We start from the raw sequence: 21,755 nt of genomic DNA on the forward strand, positions 1-21,755 counted from the left end.
GCTATGCCGGTCTGTAAACCTTCTCTGCTGTATTCCAAAAGATATCCGCTTCCGCCACCGGACCGTGCTTCGCCACGGCTGCACGATGCGCCTTGATCAGTTCGGCGTGGCTGGTCCAGAGCTTCTCTATCGGGAAGTTGGAGCCGAACATCAGGTGGTCAGCGCCCAGAATGTCGATCGCATTGTCGACGATGTAGGCAATCAACGCCGGATCGTTGCGGTGGGCGAAGGTGCCGAGGCCCGACAGCTTGGCGTAGAAGTTCGGCGCTGTTGATAGAGTACTCAGGCCGGCTTTCCAAGCCTCGGTGGTTTCCGGCTCCATGCCGGTCAGCATGCCGGCATGGGTGAGGATGAAGTTGGTCTCAGGATTCTCGCCGACCAGCGTCAGCCCATCCTTCATCTGGGCAGGGAAAAGCTGCAGGTCGAAGGACAGGCCATAGTCTTTCAGCCGCGCCACATTAGCGCGTACCTTGGGGTCGATGACTTGATCGGCCGAGGCAGCGAAGCGGAAGGCCGGCGTCTCGTGCCAGTGTAACTGCATGCGCACGCCGCGCAGCAGCGGGTACTTTTTCAATCGATCGATCTGGGGCCGGACATCGTCGACAGTCATATCGGTATAGCCGACGATAGCGTGCGGCCAGCCGGTCTCGTCGGCAGTCTTCTGCAGGAAGGCGACTTCTTTTTCGAAATCCTCCTTGGCCCAGTTGGTCTGGACATAGACGGCCTTCTGGACACCTGCGCCTTGCTGATCGGCGAGAAATTCCTCGATCGGATAGTCGCGGCGGATCGGTTCGTAGGGGCCGAAAATGCGCGGCACCATCGGCCCGACCAGCCATGGCTGGTCCTGCTGGCGCCAGATGTGGAAATGCGCGTCGATGGCTTTCTGCATCACGATACCCTTTTCCAGATTGCCGACGCCGCCGGGGCGGGGCGGGCGAGCGACAGGACGAAATCGGTGAGGCTCCCGAGCGACGAGCCGTCGATGAGATCGTCGAGATCAGGCAGGATGGCGCGGAGTGCTGCCGTGGCGGGAAGGAAACGCGGGTCACCGGCCAGCGGTGTGGCCAGCGACAGGCGAAAGGCGCGGGCGCTCAGCCGGCGCATTGCGGTCTCGAGATCGGCATGGTCGCCGCGCTCCAGCGCGTCCGACAGGATGATCACAGCAGCGCCGCGGGCGAAGGCTGAGAAACGGGGCACCGAGAGGAAGGCGAGCAGGGTCGGTCCCATGCGCGTGCCGCCGTCCCAGTCGTCGACGAGTGCCGCCGCGCGGGCGAGAGCCTGGTCGCGATCGCGGATACGCAGTGCGGACGTGATGCGGGTGAGCCGCGTGCCGAAGGTGAAGATTTCGGCACGGTCAGCACCTTGTACGGCGGCGTGCGCCAGTTTGAGGTAGTCCGCCGTGTGCAGCTTCATCGAGCCGGAGACGTCGATCAGGATCAGCAGTTTGCGCGCCACCGTCTGGCGGCGGCGCAGCTGCGGCGAGGGGATATCGCCATCGGCGCTGACGATTTCCCTGAGCGAGCGGCGCAGATCGAGCTTGCCGCGCGAATGGGTGCGCACGGTGCGGAAGGAGCGGCGAGCGGGCAGGGTTGAAGCGAGCTTGCGGCGGAAGGGCCCAAGGCCATCGTCGTCGCGGAGGAAATCGCGGCTGCTCAGCTGTTCGATTGCCGACGACAGCTCGCCGCCTTTCTCCTGGCGCGTGGTCTGTTTCTCCTCCTGGCGCGTGCCGTGATCGTCCTTGATGCGGGTTTCCTCGTCTTCCTCGCCTTCGATCGAGGGTTGGCCATCGCCATGGAAGTGATTGCGAAAATGCGCCTCGAATTCGCCGCGGCGATCGGGCGGGGGGGCAAGCGTTGCGAGCGCCGCCTCGCGGATGTCGGCCATCGAGCGGGGGCCGAGCAGGGTGACCGCCTGCATGAAGCTGCAGACCTGCTCGGGGGCGACGGCAAAGGCGTGGCGGCGCAGCAGCCGGGCGAAGTCGAGGAAGGGCGCGGAGGCGAGAGGAAGGGTTCCCTGACGCATCATTCCTTCGCGCCCCCCTCTGTCCTGCCGGATATCTCCCCCACAAGGGGGGAGATCAGCAGCTTTGGCGCTTCGGTTCTTTCTGCGCCGCTGGAGATTGGCGAAAGCCAGGATGACGGCTGATCTCCCCCCTTGTGGGGGAGATGTCCGGCAGGACAGAGGGGGGCGCTGTCCCGCCAGCGTTGCAGAGTGCCCAAGTGAGGCCACCTCGCTATGAACGAGCTGTTGACCTCACACGTCACCCCAGCGCCTCCTCGACAATCTGGCCAAGCTCCGGCGCGATCGCGGACAAATCCTCCTCGTCCTTGATAAGCACACCGATGGCTCGGCGGAAGGCTTGCGGCCATGGGCTGCCGCCTTTCTCCAGTATGGTGGCGGCGTTGGCCCATTCGACGGCCTCGGAGATGCCGGGCGGCTTGGCCAGTGGCCGCGCGCGGATCGACTGCACGGCATTCGCCACGGCGCGCGCGGTGGTCTCGGCGACATCGCCGGCGCGCAGCATGATGATGGCGGCTTCGCGCTCGGCGTCGGGATAGCCGATCCAGTGATAGACGCAGCGCCGACGCAGCGCCTCCGCCAGTTCGCGGGTGCGGTTCGAGGTCAGGATGACGATCGGCTGCGCTTCGGCGCGGATCGTGCCGCGCTCGGGGATGCTGATCTGGAAATCGGAAAGGAATTCGAGAAGCAGCGCCTCGAACTCATGATCGGATCGGTCGATCTCGTCGACCAGCAGCACGCGCTGCCGGGGCGCTCGCAGCACTTGCAGAAGCGGCCGGGCGATCAGGAAACGGTCGTCGTAGATGTCGACCTCGTGCTCGCCGGCATGGCGGATGGCGAGCAGCTGGCGCTGGTAATTCCATTCGTAGAGCGCGTGCGCAGCGTCGATGCCTTCATAGCATTGCAGCCGCACCAGATCGCGGCCGAGGAGCTGTGCGACCGCCTTGGCAGCTTCGGTCTTGCCGACGCCGGGCGCGCCTTCCAGCAGCAGCGGCTTGCCGAGCCGTATCGCCAGGAAGATGGCGGTGGCCAGGCTGTCGTCGGCGAGGTAGCGCGAAGCAGCAAGATGCCGTGCCACCGCCTCCGGCGAGGTCGCGACAGTCTCGGCATTCGGCTCCTGCATGTCGTCCTCAGTTCGCCGCTTGCGCCTTCAGCGCGCGCAATATGCGCTCCGGTGTGATCGGCAGCGTGTCGATGCGCACGCCGACGGCGTCGAAGACGGCATTGGCAACCGCGGGGATCTGCGGGTTCGCGCACATTTCGCCTGGCCCTTTGGCACCGTAAGGACCATCCGCCGACGGCCGCTCCAGCACGATGATCTCGGTTTGGGCGAGATCGCCCGGTCCCGGCATCAGATACTGGTTGAAGTCGGTGCCGCCATGGTCGCGGTTGGGATAATAGGGCTCGGTCGTTTCGTAGAGCGCGTGGCTGATGCCCATCCAGGAACCGCCGACCAGTTGCTGCTCGACCATTTTCGGGTTCAGCGCGCGGCCGATCTCGAAGACGTTCTTCACGGTCAGCACCGTAACCTCGCCCGTCTCGTCATCGACCTCGACTTCGGCCACCGTGCAGGCATGGGCGTAGCAGGTCGACGGCTTCATCGCGCCGGTCTCTTTCTCCGGATAGGAGCGCGGGATCAGGAACATGCCGCGGCCTGAGATCGAGCGGCCGCGCTTGAAATGCGCCGACAAGGCAACATCGAAGATCGAGATCGATTTCTGTGGTGCGCCCTTGACCAGAATATTGCCCTGGCCGTCAGTCTCAAGGTCGGAAGCGTTGACCTCCAGCTCTTCCGCCGCCACTTCCAACATCACCTGGCGCGCTTCCTTGGCCGCCTGGATGACGGCGTTGCCGGCGCGGTGGGTGCCGCGCGAGGCGAAGGTTCCCATGCAGTGCGGGCCGGTGTCGGTGTCGGCGGTGTCGATGGTGACGCGGTCGGTCGGCACGCCGATGGTCTCGGCGCAGATCTGCGCCATGATCTGCTTCAGGCCCTGCCCGAGATCGACCGACGAAAGTGTGACCATAAAATTGCCGGTCGGCGTCGAATGCACCAGCGCCTGCGTCGGGTCGCCGCCAAGGTTCATGCCCGTCGGGTAGTTGATCGCGGCGACGCCGCGTCCGCGCCTTATCGCCATCTCAAGCTCCCTTCGTGTAGGAGGACATCGCCATATACTTCTCCGCCACCGGCCAGTTGGCGGCGCGCGACGCCTCCTGCATACACTCGATCAGCGCCGCTCCTTCGGTCGGCTGGCGATGCGCCTTCATGTCGCCATCGCGATAGGCGTTGATGAAGCGGAATTCGAGCGGGTCCATGCCGATCAGCCGCGCCAGCTTGTCCATCTGCACCTCAAGCGCGAAGTCGCCGATGGTGACGCCGAACCCGCGCATCGCGGAGGAGGGTGTGCGGTTGGTGTAGACGCAGTAGGTGTCGATCCAGACATTGGGAATGGTGTAGGGGCCGGGATAGTGCGCCGCTCCCTTCTGCGCGCCATAAGGCGAGTGACGCGAATAGGCGCCGGCATCGGTGTAGCCGGTGACCTTGCGCGCAACGATGCGGCCGTCGTTCATCACGCCGTCCTTGATGATTATCTTTTCGGCGGCGCGCGGCGAGGAGATCTGCATCTCCTCCTCGCGGCTATAGACGAAACAGACCGGGCGTCCGGTTTGTTTAGCGCCAAGAATGGCGATCGGCTCGACGATGACGTCGACCTTGCCGCCAAAGCCGCCGCCGACAGTGCCGCCGACGAAATGCAGTTTCGAGCCTGGCATCTGCAGGATGATCGAGGCGTTGTCGAGGGTGAAGAACATCGCCTGGGTGTTGGTGTAGCAGGTGAAGCGGTCATTGCCTTCCGGCACCACGACGCAACCCGTGGTCTCGGTCGGCGCATGCTCGATCGGCGAGGATTGATAACTCTGTTCCAGGATGTGGTCGGCGCCAGCGAAGCCCGCCTCGGCATCGCCGAAGCGCACCTTGCGGCATTCGCCGCTGTCGTAGAGGTAATAATTCTGGCCGTGATATTCGTTGACCAAAGGCGCGCCGGGCTTCAGCGCTTCTTCCATGCCGAAGACGGCCGGCAGCACCTCGTAGTCGACCTTGACCTTGGCTGCCGCTTCCTGAGCCGCGCGCTCGGTCTCGGCCAGCACCGCCACCACGGCCTCGCCCTTCCAGCGCACCTTGCCGTCGGCCAGCACCGTTTCGTCTTCCGGTCCGACCTGGATCAGGATCAGGATGGTGTAGACATTGTGCGGCACATCCTTGGCGGTGAGGATTTTCACCACGCCGGGATGCTTCTCCGCTTCGGAAGTGTCGATCGAACGGATGCGGGCATGGTGGTGCGGACTGCGCACCATTTTCAGGTGAAGCATATTCGGGACGTTGCGGTCGGCGAAATAGGCGGTCTTGCCCGTCACATGACCCGGCGAATCCAGCCGCGGCCGCACATGGCCGATCTCGTGCAGGCCGTCCTTGCGCTGATCGGCGAAATAGTTTTTGCGCAGTTCCATTCTTTTGGTCCTTAGGCCGCGTTCTGCGAATTGGCTCGGGCCGCCGTCAGCACCGCCTCGATGATCGGCTCGTAGCCGGTGCAGCGGCAGATGTTGCCGGACAGCGCCTCGATCACGTCCTCGCGGCTCGGATTGGGCGTGTGGTCGAGCAGCACCTTGGCGGCCATGATCATGCCCGGCGTGCAGAAGCCGCATTGCGTGGCGAAGGCATCGAGGAAGGCACGCTGCAGCGGGTGCAGCACGCCGGCCTCAGCGAGGCCCGATGTGGTGCGGATGTCGGCGCCGCTGCAGGTCTCGGCCAGGGTCAGGCAAGAGAGCCGGAGTTCGCCGTCGATGACGACCGAACAGGCGCCGCAGGTGCCCTGGTGGCAGCCGCCCTTGGGCGAGGTGTCGCCGATCTTGTCGCGCAGCGCGTGCAGCAGCGTCGTGCCGCTGTCGACAAATTCGGCCTTCTCCGAGCCGTTGAGCGTGAACTGAACCGGAACCTTTGCCATGTTTTCCTCCCAGCGCGCCTGCCCGATTGATCGGACAGACGCGCGCCCCCCAAGCGGTGGTTAAGTAAGCAGCAGCCGGCCGAGATGGACCGGCAGAACCTCGGCGCGATACCAGGCGCTGGCGATCGGGTCGGTGATTGGCGAAGCGCCTTCACCAGCTGCAGCCAGCGCCGCTGCGACGCCCTCCTGCTCGAGCCTGCTGCCGATCAGTGCCTTTTCCGCAGCACGGGCGCGCATCGGCCGGTCTGCCATGCAGCCGAGCGCGATCCGCGCCGAGGAGACAGTGCCGTCGCCGGCCTGTTCGAGAACGGCGGCGATGCTGAGTACCGAGACGCCCTTCGGCTTGACCCGCGACACTTTCAGGAAGCGGAAATTCTCGGTCTTCGGCAACGCGAAGGCGACTGACGTGACGATGGCGCGGCTGTCGTCCCGCCTGGCCAGAAAATCCTCGATAGGCAATTCCCCATCATCGGTGCCGACCGTCGCATCCAACGCCAGCAGGGCGACAGCGAAATCACCGTAGGGCGCGGGTGCGAACAGATTGCCGCCGACAGTCGCCATATTGCGGATCGCCGGGCCGCCGACGGCGCGCGCAGCCTTGGACAGCGCCGCAAGCTCGGGATGGCGGGCGATGGCCGCCATTGTCACCGAAGCGCCGATGCGGACCTTGCCGCCGGCAACGGTGATCCCGGAGAGGGTCGGATCGGTCGAGCGGACGAGGCCGGTGACGGAGACATCGCCTTCATTGGCGGCGCGCACGACCAGCGTGCCGCCGCCGAGATAGCGGGTGCCGGGCGCCTTCAGCGCAGCGTTGGCATCCCTGACGGCCGAAAAGGTCTGGAGGGCAAGCGCCATGGCAGTCTCCCCTGACTCAGCTCTGGCCAGAAAAATGGCTCTTCAATGCATTGAAGCCACCCTGGAAGACATTGGCGGCCATGCCGGCGGCGATCTTGTCGGCCTCTTCGGGCGCCGCGTCGAAGCTCGCGGTCCATTCGGCATAGGTGCGGTCGCAGTCGGTCACGCGGCGCAATTGCAGCGTCGCTTTGTGATTGGTCAGCGGCTGCGGCGTTTCGAGGATAGAATAGCTGACGCGGAAATCCGCATCGGAGAAGTCGAGCAGTTTTTCGCGGATACGCGCGCCGCTGGCGAGCTCGAAATTACGCACGCAGCCGATGGTTTCGGCGCTCTTGCCGTCTTCGATATGGCTCTTGACCATGCGCGGATGCCAGCCCGGCAGGCCGTTGAAGTCGCGTATGCGCGCCCAGACCTTTTCGACCGGCGCGTCGATGACGCTGGAGACGGTGACTTCAGCCATATGATCATTCCCCTACGAATTCGATACGCTGCAGGGTAGGGCGGCGGCCGGCGCTGCGCTTATCAATGGGTCTTGCGGCCCTATCAAGGAGTCTGAAAAACGAGCGGCTTGGCTCAGGCCATGGCCCGCGCCGCCTCGCGGTAAAGCGTCGGCGGCACGCCGACATGGTCGCGGAAGAAGCGCGAGAAATTGCCCTGGGTGGTGAAGCCGAGATTGCAGGCGACCGAGATCAGCGGTTCCTGCGACCACTGCAGCTGCCGCACGGCTTCCTCCATGCGCAGCGTGTTCCAGTAGACATTGGGCGTCAGATTGGTCTGTTCCTTGAATAAAGCAAAGAAGTGCGGCCGCGACAGGCCGACGCTGCGGGCGACGTCGTCGAACGAGATGCGTTCGCAGACATTGGCCTTCATCAGCTGGATTGCCTTGCGGACGCGGAAATCCTGCATTGTGTTGACGCGGATGCGCGCCTCCTGCGGCGCCGAGGCGTCGGCGGCGTCGAGCAGGCTATCGATGAAGCGCTCGATCTCGTAATTGGCGACGTCGTCGATGCTTTCATTATCGCTCAAATGGTCGAGCAGGTTGGCGGCGGCCTGGTGCAGCCAGGGTTCGAGCGTGATCGCAGCCTGTGCAAACAACGGCGCCGACGAAGGCAGGTCGCGGCGCCGGCGCGCCCAATCCGGATCGATGTAGAAAGCGAGGAACAGGCCGGGCCTGCCGTTCTGCGACAGAATGTGGCTGTGCGGCTGGTAGGAATTGATGCCGGCGGCGGTGCCGGGACCCAGCGGCACCGTCTCGCGGCCGACGGTCATCTCGCCGGCCGTGCCCTCCAGCCAGATGATGATGTGGGCCTCGACATGCGCATGGGTGACGAAGTCGCTGGCGACATTCAGGACAGAAACATGTCCGAACCGGCCCCAATAGAGCCTGATCGCGTCCGTCATGGGTTATACCTCCCGCAGACGACTGGCCTCCCTTCGCCTGCAACGGGATTGTGCGGCTGAGTTCGGGGTCGCGTCAAGGCGCGGGGCGAAAGCCGCTGTGTGCTGCCGGCGGCAGTGGTGGATTTTCAGACTGAGCGATAGGGTTTCCCGTCAAACCGAAGCCGTCATGCCGCCGTCGACATAAAGCGTATGGCCGTTGACGAAGGATGAGGCGTCGGAGGCGAGGAACACGGCGGCGCCGATCAGTTCGTCGACATACCCCCAGCGGCCGGCCGGCGTGCGCTTTTCCAGCCAGGCGGAGAATTCCTGGTTGTCGACCAGCGCCTGGTTCATCTCGGTGCGGAAATAGCCGGGGGCGATGGCATTGATCTGCAGCCCGTGTTTCGCCCAGTCGGTACACATGCCACGGGTCAAATTGCGGATCGCGCCCTTGGTCGCCGTATAGGGCGCGATGTTGGGCCGGGCGAGTTCGCTCTGCACCGAGCCGATGTTGATGATCTTGCCCTTGCCTCGCGCGATCATATTGCGGGCGACCGCCTTGCCGGCATGGAAGGCGCCGGAGACATTGGTCTTGAACAGCCGCTCCCACTGCTCCTCGGGAAAGTCCTCAAGCGGAGCGCGGAACTGCACGCCGGCATTGTTGATCAGGATGTCGATGGCGCCGATCTCGGCCTCGATGCGGGCGACATCGGCATCGACCGCGCGAAAATCCGTCACGTCGAAGGTCGAGGGGTGCGCTTTGAAGCCGGCGTCGCGCAAGCCGGCGACGGCACCGGCAACCTTGCCGGCATCGCGGCCGTTGAGCACGACACTTGCGCCATGCTCGGCAAGGCCGCGCGCCAGCGCCAGGCCGATGCCTTGGCCGGAGCCGGTGATCAGCGCCAGCCGGCCGTTGAGCTCGAACAGGGATTTCGATGTCAAGGCAACGGTTCCAGCCGAAAGGTTCAGTCCAAAAACATTCAGTCATTGCGCCTGAAGTTGCGGATCCGGTCGAACAGCACCGCGAGCAGGATGGCGCCGCCGATGAACACGCCTTGCCAGAAAGCATTGATGCCGAGCAGACCAAGGCTGTTGCGGATCACTTCGATGAGCGCGGCACCGACAATGGCGCCGAAGGCGGTGCCGACGCCGCCGGCGAGATTGGCGCCGCCAATGACCGTGGCAGCGATGACCTGCAGTTCCATGCCGGTGCCGAGATTGGTGGTGACGGCGCCAAGCCATCCGGTCTGGATGATGCCGGCAATGCCCGCCGCCAGCGCCGAGATCATATAGACCGCGACCTTGATCTGCTTGACGGGAACGCCGGTCAGCGTCGCCGCGTGCTCATTGCCGCCAATGGCGAAGATGTGGCGGCCAAACTTGGTCCAGCGCAGCGTGAAGCCGGTGATCAGCGCCAAAAGGATCATGTAGAGCACCGGATTGGCGATGCCGAACACCCAGGCGCCGCCGCCCAGCGCCAGAAGCTTGTCGTGATCGGGGCCGAACTGGAAGACGACGGTGTTGTTGGAGGCGACCATGGCGAGGCTGCGCGCAATCGACAGCATGCCGAGCGTCACCACGAAGGGTGGAAAGCCGAGATAGGCGATCATGATGCCGTTGAAGGCGCCTATGGCGAGCGCGGTGGCGATCGAGGCGAGGATGCCGACCTCGATGGAGTAGCCGGCATGCATGGTGACGGCCAGCACCATCGACGACAGGCAGAGCACCGAACCGACCGACAGGTCGATGCCACCGGTGATGATGACGAAGGTCATGCCGAGCGCGATGATGGCGACGAAGGTGATGTTGCGGGTGATGTTATAAAGGTTCTTCGACGTGGCGAAGGCGTCGGTGGCAAAAGACAGGAACAGGCAGGCCAGGATGACCGCGATCACCACCCAGAAGGTCTGGCTGGCAAACAGTCTTGCCGGCAAGGATTGCTGTTTTTGTTCGATCGGCTGGTCAATTGTCAGTGCCATCGTCGACCTTCATCTGCTGTGCGTGGTGAAATTCGCTGAGATCAAACCTGTTCGATGGCGCCGGTGATCAGCCCGGTGACTTCCTCGGGCGAACTTGACGCAATCGTCTTGTCGGCGACCTTGCGGCCGCGCCGCATGACGATGACGCGGTCTGCAACGGTGAACACGTCAGGCATGCGGTGGCTGATCAGCACCACTGCGATGCCCTGGTCGCGCAAATGGCGGATCAGGTTCAGCACTTCGGCGACCTGGCGCACCGAGATCGCGGCCGTCGGTTCGTCCATCAACACGATCTTGGCCTGCGACAGCATCGTGCGCGCGATCGCCACCGCCTGACGCTGGCCGCCCGACATCTGCTTGACGAGGTCGCGCGGACGGGTCTCGGACTTCAACTCGGCGAATAGCTGGCCGGCGCGCTTGTACATGGCGGCATAGTCGAGGATGCGTAAAGGGCCGAGGCCGCGGCGCAATTCACGGCCGAGATAGACATTGGCGGCGGCGGTCAGATTGTTGCACAGCGCCAGGTCCTGGTGGACGATCTCGATGCCGTGCTGGCGAGCTTCCGCCGGCTTGTGCAGGATCAACTCCTTGCCGTCCATGCGCATGATGCCATGGCTGGGGCGGAAATTGCCGGCGATCATCTTGACCAGCGTCGACTTGCCGGCGCCGTTGTCGCCCATCAGGCCGACCACCTGTCCGGGCTCGATCGACAGCGATACGTCGTTGACCGCCTGGATGGCGCCGAAATGCCTCGAGATATTGGTGAGTTCGAGAACCGCCACCAGTCTTTGCCTCCCCGTGTTTTGCGACCCGCTGCTGTTCCCGGCGTGAATGCCGGCGCTGCTTTGGCCCCGCTCTCCCCATCTCCTCCCGGAAACAGCGCCAGCGTTCTTTTACGCAAAAGCCGGCGCTCGTCAATCAATTGTCGGACGAATTGAAGCCTTGGTTATCCAAAAATCCGTTTTGTAGGACAAATAGCATTGACGTTGGCCGCAAGCCGATATTAGCTAAGCGTCGGAGGAGATCATGCCGATGCCGCTGGCGGTTAGCCGGGCGGAATCGGCGGAGGTTTATCGGTCGAGGTTGCGGCGCCACCCATGTGTTGAGCCGGGCCAATGCCGCATCTGGAAATGCTTATCGATCTGTCTTGGCGACACGAGTGCTCGTGAAACGAACCTCGGTCATTAAGCATCCGGTCGATCTGTGTGGCGGGCACGCCGTGTCCGTCTGTTTCAAGGGAGGACTGACATGAGGAAAACACTTTTGCTCGCCGCCGTCGCCGCCATGGCGCTGGGCGCCGGGCCGGCTTTGGCCAAGAAACAGCTCGTCATCGTGGTGAAGGGTCTCGACAATCCATTCTTCGAAGCCATCCACCAGGGTTGCGAGAAATGGAACAAGGAAAATGCCAGCTCGGAATATGAATGCTTCTACACCGGCCCGGCGTCGACCTCCGACGAGGCCGGCGAGGCGCAGATCGTCCAGGACATGCTGAGCAAGGCCGACACGGTGGCAATGGCGATTTCGCCATCCAACGCGCCGCTGATCGCGCAGACGATCAAGACCGCCAATCCGACGATCCCGATCATGACGCTCGACGCCGATCTCAGCAAGGAAGATGCCGCGCTGCGCAAGACCTATCTCGGCACCGACAACTATTTGATGGGTCACAAGATCGGCGAGTACATCAAGAAGGGCAAGCCGAACGGCGGCACGATCTGTACCATCGAAGGCAATCCCGCGGCCGACAACATCCTGCGCCGGGCGCAGGGCATGCGTGACGCGCTGTCGGGCAAGGAAGGCCTGGCGGCACTTGCCGGCGAAGGCGGCTGGACCGAAGTTGCCGGTTGCCCGGTGTTCACCAATGACGACGGCGCCAAGGGCGTGCAGGCGATGACCGACATCCTCGCCGCCAACCCCAAGCTCGACGCCTTCGGCATCATGGGCGGCTGGCCGCTGTTTGGCGCACCGCAGCCTTATCGCGACCTGTTCGGGCCGCTCAAGGACCGCATCGCCAGCAACGACTTCGTCATCGGCGCCGCCGACACGATCGGCGATGAAGTGGCGATCGCCCGTGACGGCCTTGTGACCGCTCTGGTCGGTCAGCGGCCGTTCGAAATGGGCTACAAGGCACCATCGGTGATGATCGATCTGGTCGAAGGCAAGGCCGTCGCCGATCCGGTGTTCACCGGCCTCGACGAATGCACCAAGGACACGGTCGACACCTGCATCCAGAAGTAGGTTCTCGATTTCGGGGCGCCCTTTGACGGGCGCCCCGTCTCTTCCCGGACGGACGCAACGGTTGGGGCAGCAGGCTCCGGCTTTGACGCGTCTGTAGTTTGGATTTTCGGCAACGAGATCGGCGCGCCGTGCAGGTTCGGACCAGTCCGGACGCAGACGGCCGACGCATTGGAACGTGAATGCCGGACGAGAAATCAAAGAAGCGAGCCGAGCGGGCCAAGGCACAAGCCAGCCGCGGTCCGGCTGTCATGCGCAGGGCCGGTGCCGCGCATTTTCCGGGAGCGAGCGTCCATGTCTCGCTGGCCGGCGAGATCGGCCTCAGAATCGTGCGAGGCGATTATCCGCCCGGCACCATTCTGCCCAACGAGGCCAAATGGGCCGAGACCTTCGATGTCAGTCGTTCGGCGGTGCGCGAAGCCATCAAGATGCTGATGGCCAAAAGCCTGCTGGCTTCACGGCCCAAGATCGGCAGCTGGGTCGAGCCCAGGGAACGCTGGAACCTGCTCGACCGCGATGTGCTGGCCTGGTACGCGACCGGGCCGGACCGGGAGGCCTTCCTGCGCACGGTGCAGGAGTTCCGTCACATCATCGAGCCGGAAGCGTCGGCCTTTGCCGCCACGCGGCGCAGCGACGAGCAGATGGACGAGATCAGCCAAGCCTGTCGTGAGATGGGCGAGGCTTTGAACCTGCAGGAGCGTATCCACGCCGACACGCGTTTTCACCTCGCCATATTGCGCGCCTCGGGCAACGATCTGCTGGTGCCGCTTGGCGTTCTGATCGAGTCGGCGCTCGATCATCTCTTTGTCTTCGTCACACGCGAGACCAGCGATCAGCGGCGGGCGCAGGCGCTGCATGAGGCGATCGAGAAGAACATCCGCCTGCAGCGTCCTGCGGCCGCGCGCAATGCGGTGCACAGACTGCTCGCCAACACCGACGATGTTATCGGCCGGTCGAGGCGCTGACACAGGCTTTTCGCCACCTCAAATCGTCTGCTTCTTGCCATCCTTGCTGGGCATCAGGTCGACGCCGTTGACCTTGCCGATATATGTCGCCAGCATCGGCACGAATTGCTCGGCCGGGCCAGTGGCATGGGCACCGGCGAAGGAGTTCTTGGTGGCGTTGCCGAGGGGGTTGGCGATGCCGGCCGCACCCGCCATCGATTCCAGATAGGTCAGGTCCTTGAAGGCGTTGGCGATGGTGAATTTATGCGCGTCGCGGTCGCCCTCCAGCGTCCAGCGCATGAAGGTCTGGTAGAAGCCGCAATCCATGCGGCCGTTGCGGATGACGCTGTCGAAACGCGGTGGCGAGATGCCGACCTTCTTGGCCAGCGCCAGCGCCTCGGAATAGATCGCGGCATAGCCCAGCGAGATGAAGTTGTTGAGCAGCTTCATGCGGTGGCCGTCACCTGTATCGCCAATATGAACGATGCGGCCGGCCCAGGTTTCGATGACCGGCTTCACACGGGCAAACAGCGCGTCGGGCGCGCCGACCATGGCGTCGAGCGTGCCTTCCCAGGCTTCCTTCGGGGTGCGGCTGAGCGGTGCATCGACGAAGTCGACGCCGATCTCCTTCAGTTCCGCCGCCACCGCCACCGTCGAGACCGGATCGGCGGTCGAGCAGTCGACGACGACCGAACCCTTCTTCAAGCCCTCCTTGAGGCCGCCGGGGCCGCGGATGATGGCTTCCACTTCGCGCGAGCCGGTGACGCAGATGAAGACGATGTCGGACGCCGCCGCCACGTCGCGCGAAGTCGCCGCCTCCTTGGCGCCCCGGCCAATCAGGTCCTCCGCCGGCTTGCGGTTCTTGCGGCCGAGGAAGGTCAGGCCATAGCCCTTGTCGACGATGTTCTTGGCAATGCCGTGCCCCATCAGGCCAAGGCCGATAAAGCCGATCTTTTCGCTCGCGGCGGTCGTGGTCATGTCTTGAAGTCCTGTTGCGATGATTGATAGTGGGCGCCGCCGTGTGGCGGGCGAGGGTGGTTGCGGAATGCCATATTGTCTGACAATACACGGAAATCCTAGGCATTGGAGACGAAAATGACGAAGCGGATCATGTTCACCGGCGGCAGCGGCAAGGCCGGTCGCCATGTCGTGCAATATCTGGTCGAACAGGGCTGCCAGGTGCTCAACATCGACACCAGGCCGCTCGACAATCCCAAGGTGCGCACGCTGATCACCGACATCACCGACAGCGGCCAGGTGTTCAACGCGCTGTCGAGCTATATGGGCCTGCATGAATTCGATCCGTCGCTGCGCCCGCAGCCGGTCGATGCCGTGGTGCATTTCGCCGCCATACCGCGCATCATGATCACGACCGACAATGAGGCGTTCCGCATCAATGCGATGGGCACCTACAACGTCATCGAGGCGGCGGTGAAGCTCGGCATCCCGAAGGTGGTGATCGCGTCCAGCGAGACCACCTACGGCGTGGTGTTCGCCAACGAGCCGCGCGATCCCAAATATTTCCCACTCGACGAAGAATACGACGTCGATCCGATGGACAGCTATGCTCTGTCCAAGGTCGTCAACGAGCACACGGCGCGCGCCTTTGCGCAGCGCAACGGCACCGATATCTATGCCTTGCGCATCGGCAACGTCATCGAACCGCACGAATATTCGCTGTTTCCGAAGTGGTTTGCCGATCCGGGCTTTCGCAAGCGCATCGCCTGGAGCTATGTCGACGCGCGCGATCTCGGCCAGATCACGCTGCGCGCCGTTGAAACGGACGGGCTCGGCTTCCAGGTGTTCAACGCCGCCAATGACGACACCTCGTCCGACCTGCCGACGGCCGAACTTTTGAAGCGGTTTTACCCCGACGTGCCGGTCAAGGCGGATCTCGGCGAATATGAAACGCTGCTCTCGAACCGCAAGGCCAGGGACATGCTCGGCTTCCGTCCCGAGCACAGCTGGCGCAAATACGTCAAATAGGACGGCCGGGGGCAAGGTTGCGACCTGATCTGTGCACAGCCGCAGGCTTTGCCGTCAACGTCCTGTCCTTTGCTTGACAGCTTTCGAAATCCGGACTTTGTGGACGCATGAGGGACGGAAAGCCGAATAAGGGAAAGAAGCCTGAAAAGGCGGCATCCGGCGAGCGCCCGGCGACCCTTCGCCGGGCTGACGCCACCCGGATGCCCGGCACCAGCGTGCATGCCTCGCTGGCCAGCGAAATCGGGCTTCGGATCGTGCGCGGCGACTATCCGCCAGGCACCATCCTGCCCAATGAAGCCAAATGGTCCGAAACCTTCAACGTCAGTCGCTCTGCGGTGCGCGAAGCGATCAAGATGCTGATGGCCAAAAGCCTTTTGGCGTCGCGCCCCAAGATCGGCAGTTGGGTGGAGCCCAGGGAGCGCTGGAACCTGCTCGATCGCGATGTGCTCGCCTGGTACGCGACCGCGCCCGACCGTGAGGTGTTCCTGAAGACGGTGCAGGAATTCCGCCACATCATCGAGCCGGAAGCGACTGCCTTCGCAGCCATGCGACGCACCGAGGAGCAGATGGCCGAGATCAGCCAGGCCTGCCGCGAGATGGGCGAGGCGTCGAGCCTGCAGGAGCGCACGCGCGCCGACACACGTTTCCATCTGGCCATCCTGCGTGCCTCCGGCAATGACCTGCTGGTGCCGCTCGGCGTGCTGATCGAATCCGCCTTCGATCATCTGTTCACCTATACGACGCGCGAACTCGACGATCTGCAGCATGCACAGCAACTGCACGAGGCGATCGAGAAGGCCATCCGCCTGCAGCGGCCGGAGGCGGCCCGCAACGCGGTGCGCAAGCTGCTCGCCAATACAGACGGCGTCATCAACACCCGGTAGGATGTGCTGAAATTCAGGTGAGGCGGGCCTGCAAACGCCGGCTTTCTGCGCTTCCGGTGCTCACGTACTTAAGTACGCTCCGCTCCGGTTCTCGAACCCAATGTTTTCGGCGCGGCCTGACCTGAATCTCAACACATCCTGCGAGCGCTCAGCCGGCCTGCGAAGTGGCCAAATGCTGCCTGGTCAGCGCGATCAGCAGCGCCTGGTCGCGCGCGGCGTGCTCGGGGCGGTTGACCACCTCGTCGCCATTGACGATCGCACCCCAGAAGCCGCGCAGTTCCTCGACGAAGGCTTCGCCGTAGCCGGCGCGCAGATCCTTCGTCGACAGTGTGTGGCCGTCCGAGGTCTTCACAGTCAGCCGGGTCGGGTGATGGTTGAGCCAGGGCGAGGGGAATTCGAGCTCGAGGCTGGCAGCGTCGAAGAACAGCGTGATGCGTTCCTTGTAGTCGGCGAGCTTCGGCACGGTGAGATGCGTCATCGTCCACAGCGCCTGGCCGTCGAGCAGTTTTACTGCGCCCTGGCCGCCATCGCCATTGGCGAAGATCTGCGCGCCAACGACCTCGCCATCCGGCACGCTGAGCGCGTCGAGCAGGCCGTGTACGGCATTCACATCGTGAATCAAGGCGGAGCTGTAAGCGGCGGTAAATCCACGGAAAGCCAGATCGTTCAAAGGCTGGCCGATAGCGCGTTCGACCTGTTGTTTCTGCCTGGCTTGCGCGGCGGCAATCAGCTCCTCGGGAATGTCGTTGCCGCGCTTGTAGCGCTGGTGGGCGATGAACGGCCAGGCATCGGGATCGTTAACCTCGACCGAGACGGACCGCAACGTCTTTGCCGTGCCGGGCAGCGAGGCCAGCGCCAGCCGGTAGCTCGGATCGAAGCGCTTCATATAGCCGACCTGCATGACCTTGCCGGCCTTATCGCGCGCGGCGATGATCTCGGCGATTTCCGCGGGGGAATAGCAGAGCGGCTTTTCGCAGAAGACATGCAGGCCGCGCCCCAGTGCGGCCAGCACCTGCTCTTGATGCAGCGGGTCGGGCGAGCCGATCACGACGGCGTCGAGCTTATGGTCGAACAGTTGCTCCGGCGTTTCGAAATTGGCGATGCCGTGAACTTCGCTGACATATTCCCGCGAAATCCTTGACGGGTCGGCGACGCCGACCAGTTCGAACAGGTCGCCGAGCCGCAACAGATTCGGAATATGCTCGACCTGCGAGATCATGCCGGCGCCGATAACGCCAACCCGTATCCTGCTCATGCTGCTAAAACTCTCTGCAAAGTGTTCCAGGCTCAGGGTGCGGCGGCCGGCCGATTGCCGATCTGCGCCAACAGCCCGGCAATCTCAGCTTCCACCGCCTTCAGATCCTCGCCGCCCGACATGATGGAAATCACCTCGTCGCGCGAGATCTCGGACTTTGCGTATGTGCCGCGATTGCGGCCGCGGTTGAGCAGCGTGAAAGTGTCACCGACAGGGTAGGCGTGGTGGATGTTGTGGCTGATGAAGATCACCGCCAGCCCGCGCATGCGCGCCTCGATGATGAATTTCAGCACCATGGCCGCCTGATGCACGCCGAGCGCCGAGGTCGGCTCGTCAAGGATCAGCACCTTTGCGCCGAAGTGGACTGCGCGCGCGATTGCCACCGATTGGCGCTCGCCGCCCGACAGCGTGCCGACGGCCTGCGTCGGGTCGCGCACGTCGATGCCGATATCGGCCATCGCCTGGCGGGCAATTGTGTTGGCGCGCTCCTTGTCGAAGCGCGAGAAGGGCAGGCGGCTTCTGGTCGGCTCGCGGCCGAGGAAGAAGTTGCGCGTGATCGACATCAGCGAGATCATGCCGAGGTCCTGGAAGACCGTCGCGACGCCGAGGTCCTGCGCGTCGCGCGGGCTGCGGAACGTGACGGGCTTGCCGTCGACGAAAATCTCGCCCTTGGTCGGCCGGTGCACGCCCGACAGAACCTTGATCAGCGTCGACTTGCCGGCGCCGTTGTCGCCCAGCAAGCAGTGCACCTCGCCGGGATAGACCTTGATGTCGATATCCTGGAGCGCGCGTACCGAGCCGAAATTGACCGACACACCACGCAATTCCATGGCTGGCTGGATGGCCGGGGACGGGTTTGGGTAGGTCATTTGCCGCCTCCGCGTCCGAGCGCCTTGAGGCGGATGTAGTTGTTGACCAGCACGGCCATCAAAATGACGATGCCGAGGAAGACCTTGAACCAGTCGGTGTCGATGCCGGTGTAGAAGATGCCCATCTGCACCAGGCCGAAGATCAGCGCGCCGAATAGCACGCCATAGACGGTGCCATAGCCGCCGGTGAGCAGCACGCCGCCGATGACCGCGGCGATAATTGCCTCGAATTCCTTGAGCAGGCCGCGCGTGGTGTCGGCGGAGCCGGCCTCCATCACCTGGATGGTGGCAAGCAAGGTCGCGGCACAGGCGGTGTAGATGAAGAGTGCGATCTTAACCCGGTCGACCGGCACGCCGACATTGCGGGCGGCATTGAGGTCGCCGCCGGTGGCGAATATCCAGTTGCCGTATTTGGTCTGGGTCAAGACATAGCCGGCAAGCGCTGTCAGGCCGAGCCACCAGACGATCGACATCGGAATGCCGACGACGAAGGGAATGCCGTCGGTGCGGGTGGCGATCCAGCCTTGCGTGCCCATCCATTGGAAGAAGCCGGTCAGGAGATGGCCGTTGAACAGGCCCGCGGTTGCCGGGTCCGGTGCGCCGTCGAGGATGTAGGGGATCTGCGTGCGGCCGGTGACGGCGCGGGTAATGCCGATCGACAGGCCGCGCAGGATGTAGAGCGACGCCAGCGTCACGATGAAGGAGGGCAGGCGGGTCTTCACAACGATCAGGCCGTTGACGTAGCCGGTGAGGATGGCGACAGCGAAGGCGCAGGCGATGCCGCCCCACAGCGGCAGGCCCCAATATTTCACCGTCAGTCCGATGACGACGCCGGCGAAGCCGACCATCGAGCCGACGGAGAGATCGAACTCGCCGGCGATGATGAGAAGGGCTGCGGCCGTGGCGATGATGCCGAGTTCGGCTGCCAGCGTCAGGAAGGTCATCGACCCCTGCAGCGAATAGAGGTTCGATGCACCCGGCAGCAGGGCGAAGATGATAATGGTGGCGATGAGGCCGCCGGCGGCACCGGCTTCGGGCCGGCGAAGCCATTGAGTCAGCCGGCCGGTGCTGGCCAGCCGCTCGTCAGCACCGGCCGCCCGTTTCGACATCATGCCGAAACGGTCCTTGCCCAGTACCCCGGGCGCCGGCGCTTCTGGAGGTATCGCCTTGTCTTCCACAACAGCCATTAGGCTCCCCAATCGCTCACTTCGCAATCTCGACCAGAGACGGGGAGCGCATGGCGGCTCCCCGATCCGTTTTGGTCTTGCCTTAGCGGATGCCGTCCTTGGCGAGCGCTAGGATCGCCTTGGCCTTGTCGGGCGAGTCGATGAACAGCGGGCCGGTGTAGGCGTTGTTCTGCGGCCAGAAGCCATGTGTGGCATGCTCGACCAGATAGATCACCGGCAGGTATCCCATCAGATATTGCTGTGCGTCCATGCCGAAGCCCATTTCGCCGGCGACGACGGAATCCAGGACTTCGGGGCTGATGTCGAAGGTGTAGAGCTTGATCTTGCCGAACAGTTCCTTCTGCCGGAAGAACGGGATCAGCGGATTGGCGGCGGTGGCGCCGAGCGCAAACACCGCCTGGGTGTCGGGATGCGCCGACAGATAGGCCTCGGTGCGGCGCTGGATGTCGGCCGGATCGGGCGACACGGTAAGCACCTCGGTGCCGCCGCCTGACGGCTTCAGCCCGTCATTCAACCCCTGGCAGCGCTGGTCGAGGCTGACATTGCCGACCTCGTGGTTGATGCAGACGACCTTGAGCGTGCCTTCCTTGGCCAGCCGCTCGCCCGCCTTCTTGCCGGAATCATATTCGGAGACTGTGCCGACGTAGAGAGAGGTGCCGAGTTCGGCGCCTTCCTTCTCGCCGGAATCCAGGACGACCATCGGAATGTTGGCGGCAAGGCCGGCCTTGACCGATTTACCAAGCGCATTGGCGTCGGCAATGGAGACGGCGATGCCGTCGGGATTGGTGGCGATGGCCGCGTCGAGCAGGCGGGCCTGTTCGACCACGTCGAACACTTGCGGCGCATAATATTCGACCTTGGCGCCGGTGAGCGCCGCCGCATCGTCGACGCCGCGCTTGACCACCGACCAGTAGGGATCGGAGGCCGAGCCATGCACCACGAAGGTGATGCGGACATCCTTAGGGTCCTTCAGGCCCGCGGCCTGCACGACGCCCGCCAGCATACTCATCGAGACAAGCGCGCCGAGCGCCAGTTTCAGAACAGTCTTCATGTCATTCTCCCATTGTCGTTGCAGTTCCAAATCCCTCTTTGCGCTGTTGGCCGACGGATCGGCTTACGGCGCTGACCGGGTGGCCGCTTTGCGGGCCTTTGCCGGTGTCGATGCCCCGAGCCGTGCACGCAGTTCCTCGCGCAACGGCTTCATGCCGATGATGTCGATGTCCTGCGCGCCGAGCCAGTCGCGAAAAGCCTGGTCGCGGAAGAGTTCATATTCCTCGGTGCGGATATAGGCGGAGCGCGGCTCGATCAGTTCGAGCTCGCCCGGCGCGTTGAAGTGCAGGCAAAAGAAGGTCAGGCCTTCACGGACCCCTTCGACCAATGCCTTGTAGGCTGGCTCTATCGGCTTGGAGCGTGGACGGCCCCAGGTCGTCTGAATGGCGGCGTCGAAGATGACAAAGCCTTTGGCGCGGGCTCCAGTGACGCCGCGCTGGAACGCCGCTTCGGTGACGCCGACCAGATTGTCGTTGGGCGAATAGGCCGACAGCGTTTTGGTCAACAGCACTGGCAGCCGATATTCCAGGCCGAGCTTGATGTAGACGTCGCAAAACTCCGGCGACAGCGCTGCCCCCATATGGGCGTCAAGATGAGTGACGTCGATGCCGGCGCGGTAGGCGGTGTCGATCTGCGCGCGAAGCTCGGTTTCCACCGCTTGCGGTGCTGCCTTGCGGCGGGTGGTCGCTACATCGGGCCAGAAATAGCCGAACTCGTCCGTCAGGCCGGCCGCGCGCGACGGCGACGTCAGCGGCCGCCATTTGTAGTGCTGCTTTTCGCTGTTCAGCGTCAGGTGGACGCCGAGATCGAGCCGGGGATCGGCGGCTGCCGCTTCGGCCATCTCAGGGAACCATGGGCACGGCACCATCACGGCGCCGGAGCTGCAGGCGCCGTGTGCGGTCAGTTCGAGGAAGGCGCTGTTGGCGCCATGGCACATGCCGACATCGTCTTCATGCAGGACGAGCTGTCGCGTCATGGACGGCCACCGTCTTGCCGGCCACCATCTTGCCGGCCACCATCTTGCCGGCACGCCGGTTTCGAGGGTCTTCCAAAGTGTGTCCCGTGCTGCATGGAACCGACCGTTTGCCCAACTGGACGCGATGGAACGCCCAAT

At 63.8% G+C, this 21,755-nt stretch carries 22 protein-coding genes; 4 read left to right on the top strand and 18 right to left on the bottom strand.

Features of this window, described 5'->3' with window-relative positions; translation table 11 throughout:
- Position 1: 1 nt before the first annotated feature.
- The 12 genes from NKL04_RS03275 to NKL04_RS03330 form a co-directional block, all read right to left on the bottom strand.
- A complete protein-coding gene (locus NKL04_RS03275) occupies positions 2-889 on the bottom strand; it encodes an amidohydrolase family protein (RefSeq protein WP_023699676.1) in 888 nt (295 codons plus the stop codon).
- Positions 889-2,025 carry a vWA domain-containing protein gene (locus NKL04_RS03280; protein ID WP_023699675.1) on the bottom strand — a complete coding sequence of 379 codons (1,137 nt, stop codon included), beginning with the start codon at positions 2,023-2,025 and terminating at the stop codon, positions 889-891. Before NKL04_RS03280 ends, NKL04_RS03275 begins: the two co-directional genes overlap by 1 nt.
- Before the next feature lie 235 nt (positions 2,026-2,260).
- Complete coding sequence (locus NKL04_RS03285; protein ID WP_023699674.1) at positions 2,261-3,142, bottom strand: AAA family ATPase; 882 nt, start codon at positions 3,140-3,142, stop codon at positions 2,261-2,263.
- Between the two features lie 7 nt (positions 3,143-3,149).
- Positions 3,150-4,154: a xanthine dehydrogenase family protein molybdopterin-binding subunit gene (locus NKL04_RS03290; RefSeq protein ID WP_023699673.1), complete on the bottom strand. Its 1,005-nt coding sequence runs from the start codon at positions 4,152-4,154 to the stop codon at positions 3,150-3,152.
- A 1-nt stretch (position 4,155) separates the two neighbouring features.
- Positions 4,156-5,523 carry a xanthine dehydrogenase family protein molybdopterin-binding subunit gene (locus tag NKL04_RS03295; protein ID WP_023699672.1) on the bottom strand — a complete coding sequence of 456 codons (1,368 nt, stop codon included), beginning with the start codon at positions 5,521-5,523 and terminating at the stop codon, positions 4,156-4,158.
- An 11-nt stretch (positions 5,524-5,534) separates the two neighbouring features.
- Positions 5,535-6,017, bottom strand: coding sequence for a (2Fe-2S)-binding protein (locus tag NKL04_RS03300; RefSeq protein WP_023699671.1), 483 nt, complete (start codon positions 6,015-6,017; stop codon positions 5,535-5,537).
- A 60-nt stretch (positions 6,018-6,077) separates the two neighbouring features.
- Positions 6,078-6,872, bottom strand: coding sequence for an FAD binding domain-containing protein (locus tag NKL04_RS03305; RefSeq protein WP_023699670.1), 795 nt, complete (start codon positions 6,870-6,872; stop codon positions 6,078-6,080).
- Positions 6,873-6,888: 16 nt separating this feature from the next.
- Positions 6,889-7,332, bottom strand: coding sequence for an SRPBCC family protein (locus NKL04_RS03310; RefSeq protein ID WP_023699669.1), 444 nt, complete (start codon positions 7,330-7,332; stop codon positions 6,889-6,891).
- Positions 7,333-7,445: 113 nt separating this feature from the next.
- Positions 7,446-8,273: an AraC family transcriptional regulator gene (locus NKL04_RS03315; protein WP_023673046.1), complete on the bottom strand. Its 828-nt coding sequence runs from the start codon at positions 8,271-8,273 to the stop codon at positions 7,446-7,448.
- Positions 8,274-8,423: 150 nt separating this feature from the next.
- On the bottom strand, positions 8,424-9,194 hold the full coding sequence (locus tag NKL04_RS03320) for an SDR family oxidoreductase (RefSeq protein ID WP_031208960.1): 771 nt from the start codon (positions 9,192-9,194) through the stop codon (positions 8,424-8,426).
- A gap of 38 nt (positions 9,195-9,232) precedes the next feature.
- Positions 9,233-10,231, bottom strand: a complete 999-nt coding sequence (locus NKL04_RS03325; protein WP_023673048.1) for an ABC transporter permease — start codon at positions 10,229-10,231, stop codon at positions 9,233-9,235.
- 41 nt (positions 10,232-10,272) lie between these two features.
- Positions 10,273-11,013: an ATP-binding cassette domain-containing protein gene (locus NKL04_RS03330; RefSeq protein ID WP_023699667.1), complete on the bottom strand. Its 741-nt coding sequence runs from the start codon at positions 11,011-11,013 to the stop codon at positions 10,273-10,275.
- 466 nt (positions 11,014-11,479) lie between these two features.
- On the opposite strand from NKL04_RS03330, the gene NKL04_RS03335 reads away from it, so the two are divergent.
- Both NKL04_RS03335 and NKL04_RS03340 read left to right on the top strand, forming a co-directional pair.
- Complete coding sequence (locus tag NKL04_RS03335) at positions 11,480-12,469, top strand: sugar-binding protein (protein ID WP_023673050.1); 990 nt, start codon at positions 11,480-11,482, stop codon at positions 12,467-12,469.
- A gap of 179 nt (positions 12,470-12,648) precedes the next feature.
- Complete coding sequence (locus NKL04_RS03340; protein WP_023699666.1) at positions 12,649-13,431, top strand: FadR/GntR family transcriptional regulator; 783 nt, start codon at positions 12,649-12,651, stop codon at positions 13,429-13,431.
- An 18-nt stretch (positions 13,432-13,449) separates the two neighbouring features.
- Here the strand turns inward: NKL04_RS03340 and NKL04_RS03345 are convergent, their stop codons facing one another.
- The gene (locus NKL04_RS03345; RefSeq protein ID WP_023699665.1) at positions 13,450-14,388 is read right to left on the bottom strand and encodes an NAD(P)-dependent oxidoreductase; all 939 of its coding nucleotides are present in this window, start codon (positions 14,386-14,388) and stop codon (positions 13,450-13,452) included.
- Between the two features lie 117 nt (positions 14,389-14,505).
- Here NKL04_RS03345 and NKL04_RS03350 point away from each other — a divergent pair, with 117 nt between their 5' ends.
- On the top strand, positions 14,506-15,396 hold the full coding sequence (locus tag NKL04_RS03350) for an NAD-dependent epimerase/dehydratase family protein (RefSeq protein WP_023699664.1): 891 nt from the start codon (positions 14,506-14,508) through the stop codon (positions 15,394-15,396).
- A gap of 107 nt (positions 15,397-15,503) precedes the next feature.
- Positions 15,504-16,280, top strand: coding sequence for a FadR/GntR family transcriptional regulator (locus NKL04_RS03355; protein ID WP_023687956.1), 777 nt, complete (start codon positions 15,504-15,506; stop codon positions 16,278-16,280).
- A gap of 148 nt (positions 16,281-16,428) precedes the next feature.
- Here the strand turns inward: NKL04_RS03355 and NKL04_RS03360 are convergent, their stop codons facing one another.
- The 5 genes from NKL04_RS03360 to NKL04_RS03380 all read right to left on the bottom strand — a co-directional run bounded on the left by NKL04_RS03360 (position 16,429) and on the right by NKL04_RS03380 (position 21,617).
- Positions 16,429-17,535 (bottom strand): Gfo/Idh/MocA family protein, encoded by a 1,107-nt coding sequence (locus NKL04_RS03360; RefSeq protein ID WP_023687957.1) that lies wholly within the window; start codon positions 17,533-17,535, stop codon positions 16,429-16,431.
- Between the two features lie 32 nt (positions 17,536-17,567).
- On the bottom strand, positions 17,568-18,404 hold the full coding sequence (locus NKL04_RS03365) for an ATP-binding cassette domain-containing protein (protein ID WP_023712088.1): 837 nt from the start codon (positions 18,402-18,404) through the stop codon (positions 17,568-17,570).
- Positions 18,401-19,516 carry an ABC transporter permease gene (locus NKL04_RS03370; RefSeq protein ID WP_031197030.1) on the bottom strand — a complete coding sequence of 372 codons (1,116 nt, stop codon included), beginning with the start codon at positions 19,514-19,516 and terminating at the stop codon, positions 18,401-18,403. Before NKL04_RS03370 ends, NKL04_RS03365 begins: the two co-directional genes overlap by 4 nt.
- A gap of 157 nt (positions 19,517-19,673) precedes the next feature.
- Positions 19,674-20,642, bottom strand: coding sequence for a rhizopine catabolism ABC transporter substrate-binding protein (locus NKL04_RS03375; protein WP_023687959.1), 969 nt, complete (start codon positions 20,640-20,642; stop codon positions 19,674-19,676).
- A 63-nt stretch (positions 20,643-20,705) separates the two neighbouring features.
- Positions 20,706-21,617, bottom strand: a complete 912-nt coding sequence (locus NKL04_RS03380; RefSeq protein ID WP_023673060.1) for a polysaccharide deacetylase family protein — start codon at positions 21,615-21,617, stop codon at positions 20,706-20,708.
- Positions 21,618-21,755: the final 138 nt, after the last annotated feature.

This window comes from Mesorhizobium sp. C264A (genome assembly GCF_040324515.1).
Taxonomy (GTDB): Bacteria; Pseudomonadota; Alphaproteobacteria; order Rhizobiales; family Rhizobiaceae; genus Mesorhizobium.

Bases quoted from the DNA above. Each gene is read 5' to 3' on its own strand.
- NKL04_RS03275 (WP_023699676.1), bottom strand. From the start codon at position 889: ATGCAGAAAGCCATCGACGCGCATTTCCACATCTGGCGCCAGCAGGAC.
- NKL04_RS03280 (WP_023699675.1), bottom strand. From the start codon at position 2,025: ATGATGCGTCAGGGAACCCTTCCTCTCGCCTCCGCGCCCTTCCTCGAC.
- NKL04_RS03285 (WP_023699674.1), bottom strand. From the start codon at position 3,142: ATGCAGGAGCCGAATGCCGAGACTGTCGCGACCTCGCCGGAGGCGGTG.
- NKL04_RS03290 (WP_023699673.1), bottom strand. From the start codon at position 4,154: ATGGCGATAAGGCGCGGACGCGGCGTCGCCGCGATCAACTACCCGACG.
- NKL04_RS03295 (WP_023699672.1), bottom strand. From the start codon at position 5,523: ATGGAACTGCGCAAAAACTATTTCGCCGATCAGCGCAAGGACGGCCTG.
- NKL04_RS03300 (WP_023699671.1), bottom strand. From the start codon at position 6,017: ATGGCAAAGGTTCCGGTTCAGTTCACGCTCAACGGCTCGGAGAAGGCC.
- NKL04_RS03305 (WP_023699670.1), bottom strand. From the start codon at position 6,872: ATGGCGCTTGCCCTCCAGACCTTTTCGGCCGTCAGGGATGCCAACGCT.
- NKL04_RS03310 (WP_023699669.1), bottom strand. From the start codon at position 7,332: ATGGCTGAAGTCACCGTCTCCAGCGTCATCGACGCGCCGGTCGAAAAG.
- NKL04_RS03315 (WP_023673046.1), bottom strand. From the start codon at position 8,273: ATGACGGACGCGATCAGGCTCTATTGGGGCCGGTTCGGACATGTTTCT.
- NKL04_RS03325 (WP_023673048.1), bottom strand. From the start codon at position 10,231: ATGGCACTGACAATTGACCAGCCGATCGAACAAAAACAGCAATCCTTG.
- NKL04_RS03335 (WP_023673050.1), top strand. From the start codon at position 11,480: ATGAGGAAAACACTTTTGCTCGCCGCCGTCGCCGCCATGGCGCTGGGC.
- NKL04_RS03340 (WP_023699666.1), top strand. From the start codon at position 12,649: ATGCCGGACGAGAAATCAAAGAAGCGAGCCGAGCGGGCCAAGGCACAA.
- NKL04_RS03345 (WP_023699665.1), bottom strand. From the start codon at position 14,388: ATGACCACGACCGCCGCGAGCGAAAAGATCGGCTTTATCGGCCTTGGC.
- NKL04_RS03350 (WP_023699664.1), top strand. From the start codon at position 14,506: ATGACGAAGCGGATCATGTTCACCGGCGGCAGCGGCAAGGCCGGTCGC.
- NKL04_RS03355 (WP_023687956.1), top strand. From the start codon at position 15,504: ATGAGGGACGGAAAGCCGAATAAGGGAAAGAAGCCTGAAAAGGCGGCA.
- NKL04_RS03360 (WP_023687957.1), bottom strand. From the start codon at position 17,535: ATGAGCAGGATACGGGTTGGCGTTATCGGCGCCGGCATGATCTCGCAG.
- NKL04_RS03365 (WP_023712088.1), bottom strand. From the start codon at position 18,404: ATGACCTACCCAAACCCGTCCCCGGCCATCCAGCCAGCCATGGAATTG.
- NKL04_RS03370 (WP_031197030.1), bottom strand. From the start codon at position 19,516: ATGATGTCGAAACGGGCGGCCGGTGCTGACGAGCGGCTGGCCAGCACC.
- NKL04_RS03375 (WP_023687959.1), bottom strand. From the start codon at position 20,642: ATGAAGACTGTTCTGAAACTGGCGCTCGGCGCGCTTGTCTCGATGAGT.
- NKL04_RS03380 (WP_023673060.1), bottom strand. From the start codon at position 21,617: ATGACGCGACAGCTCGTCCTGCATGAAGACGATGTCGGCATGTGCCAT.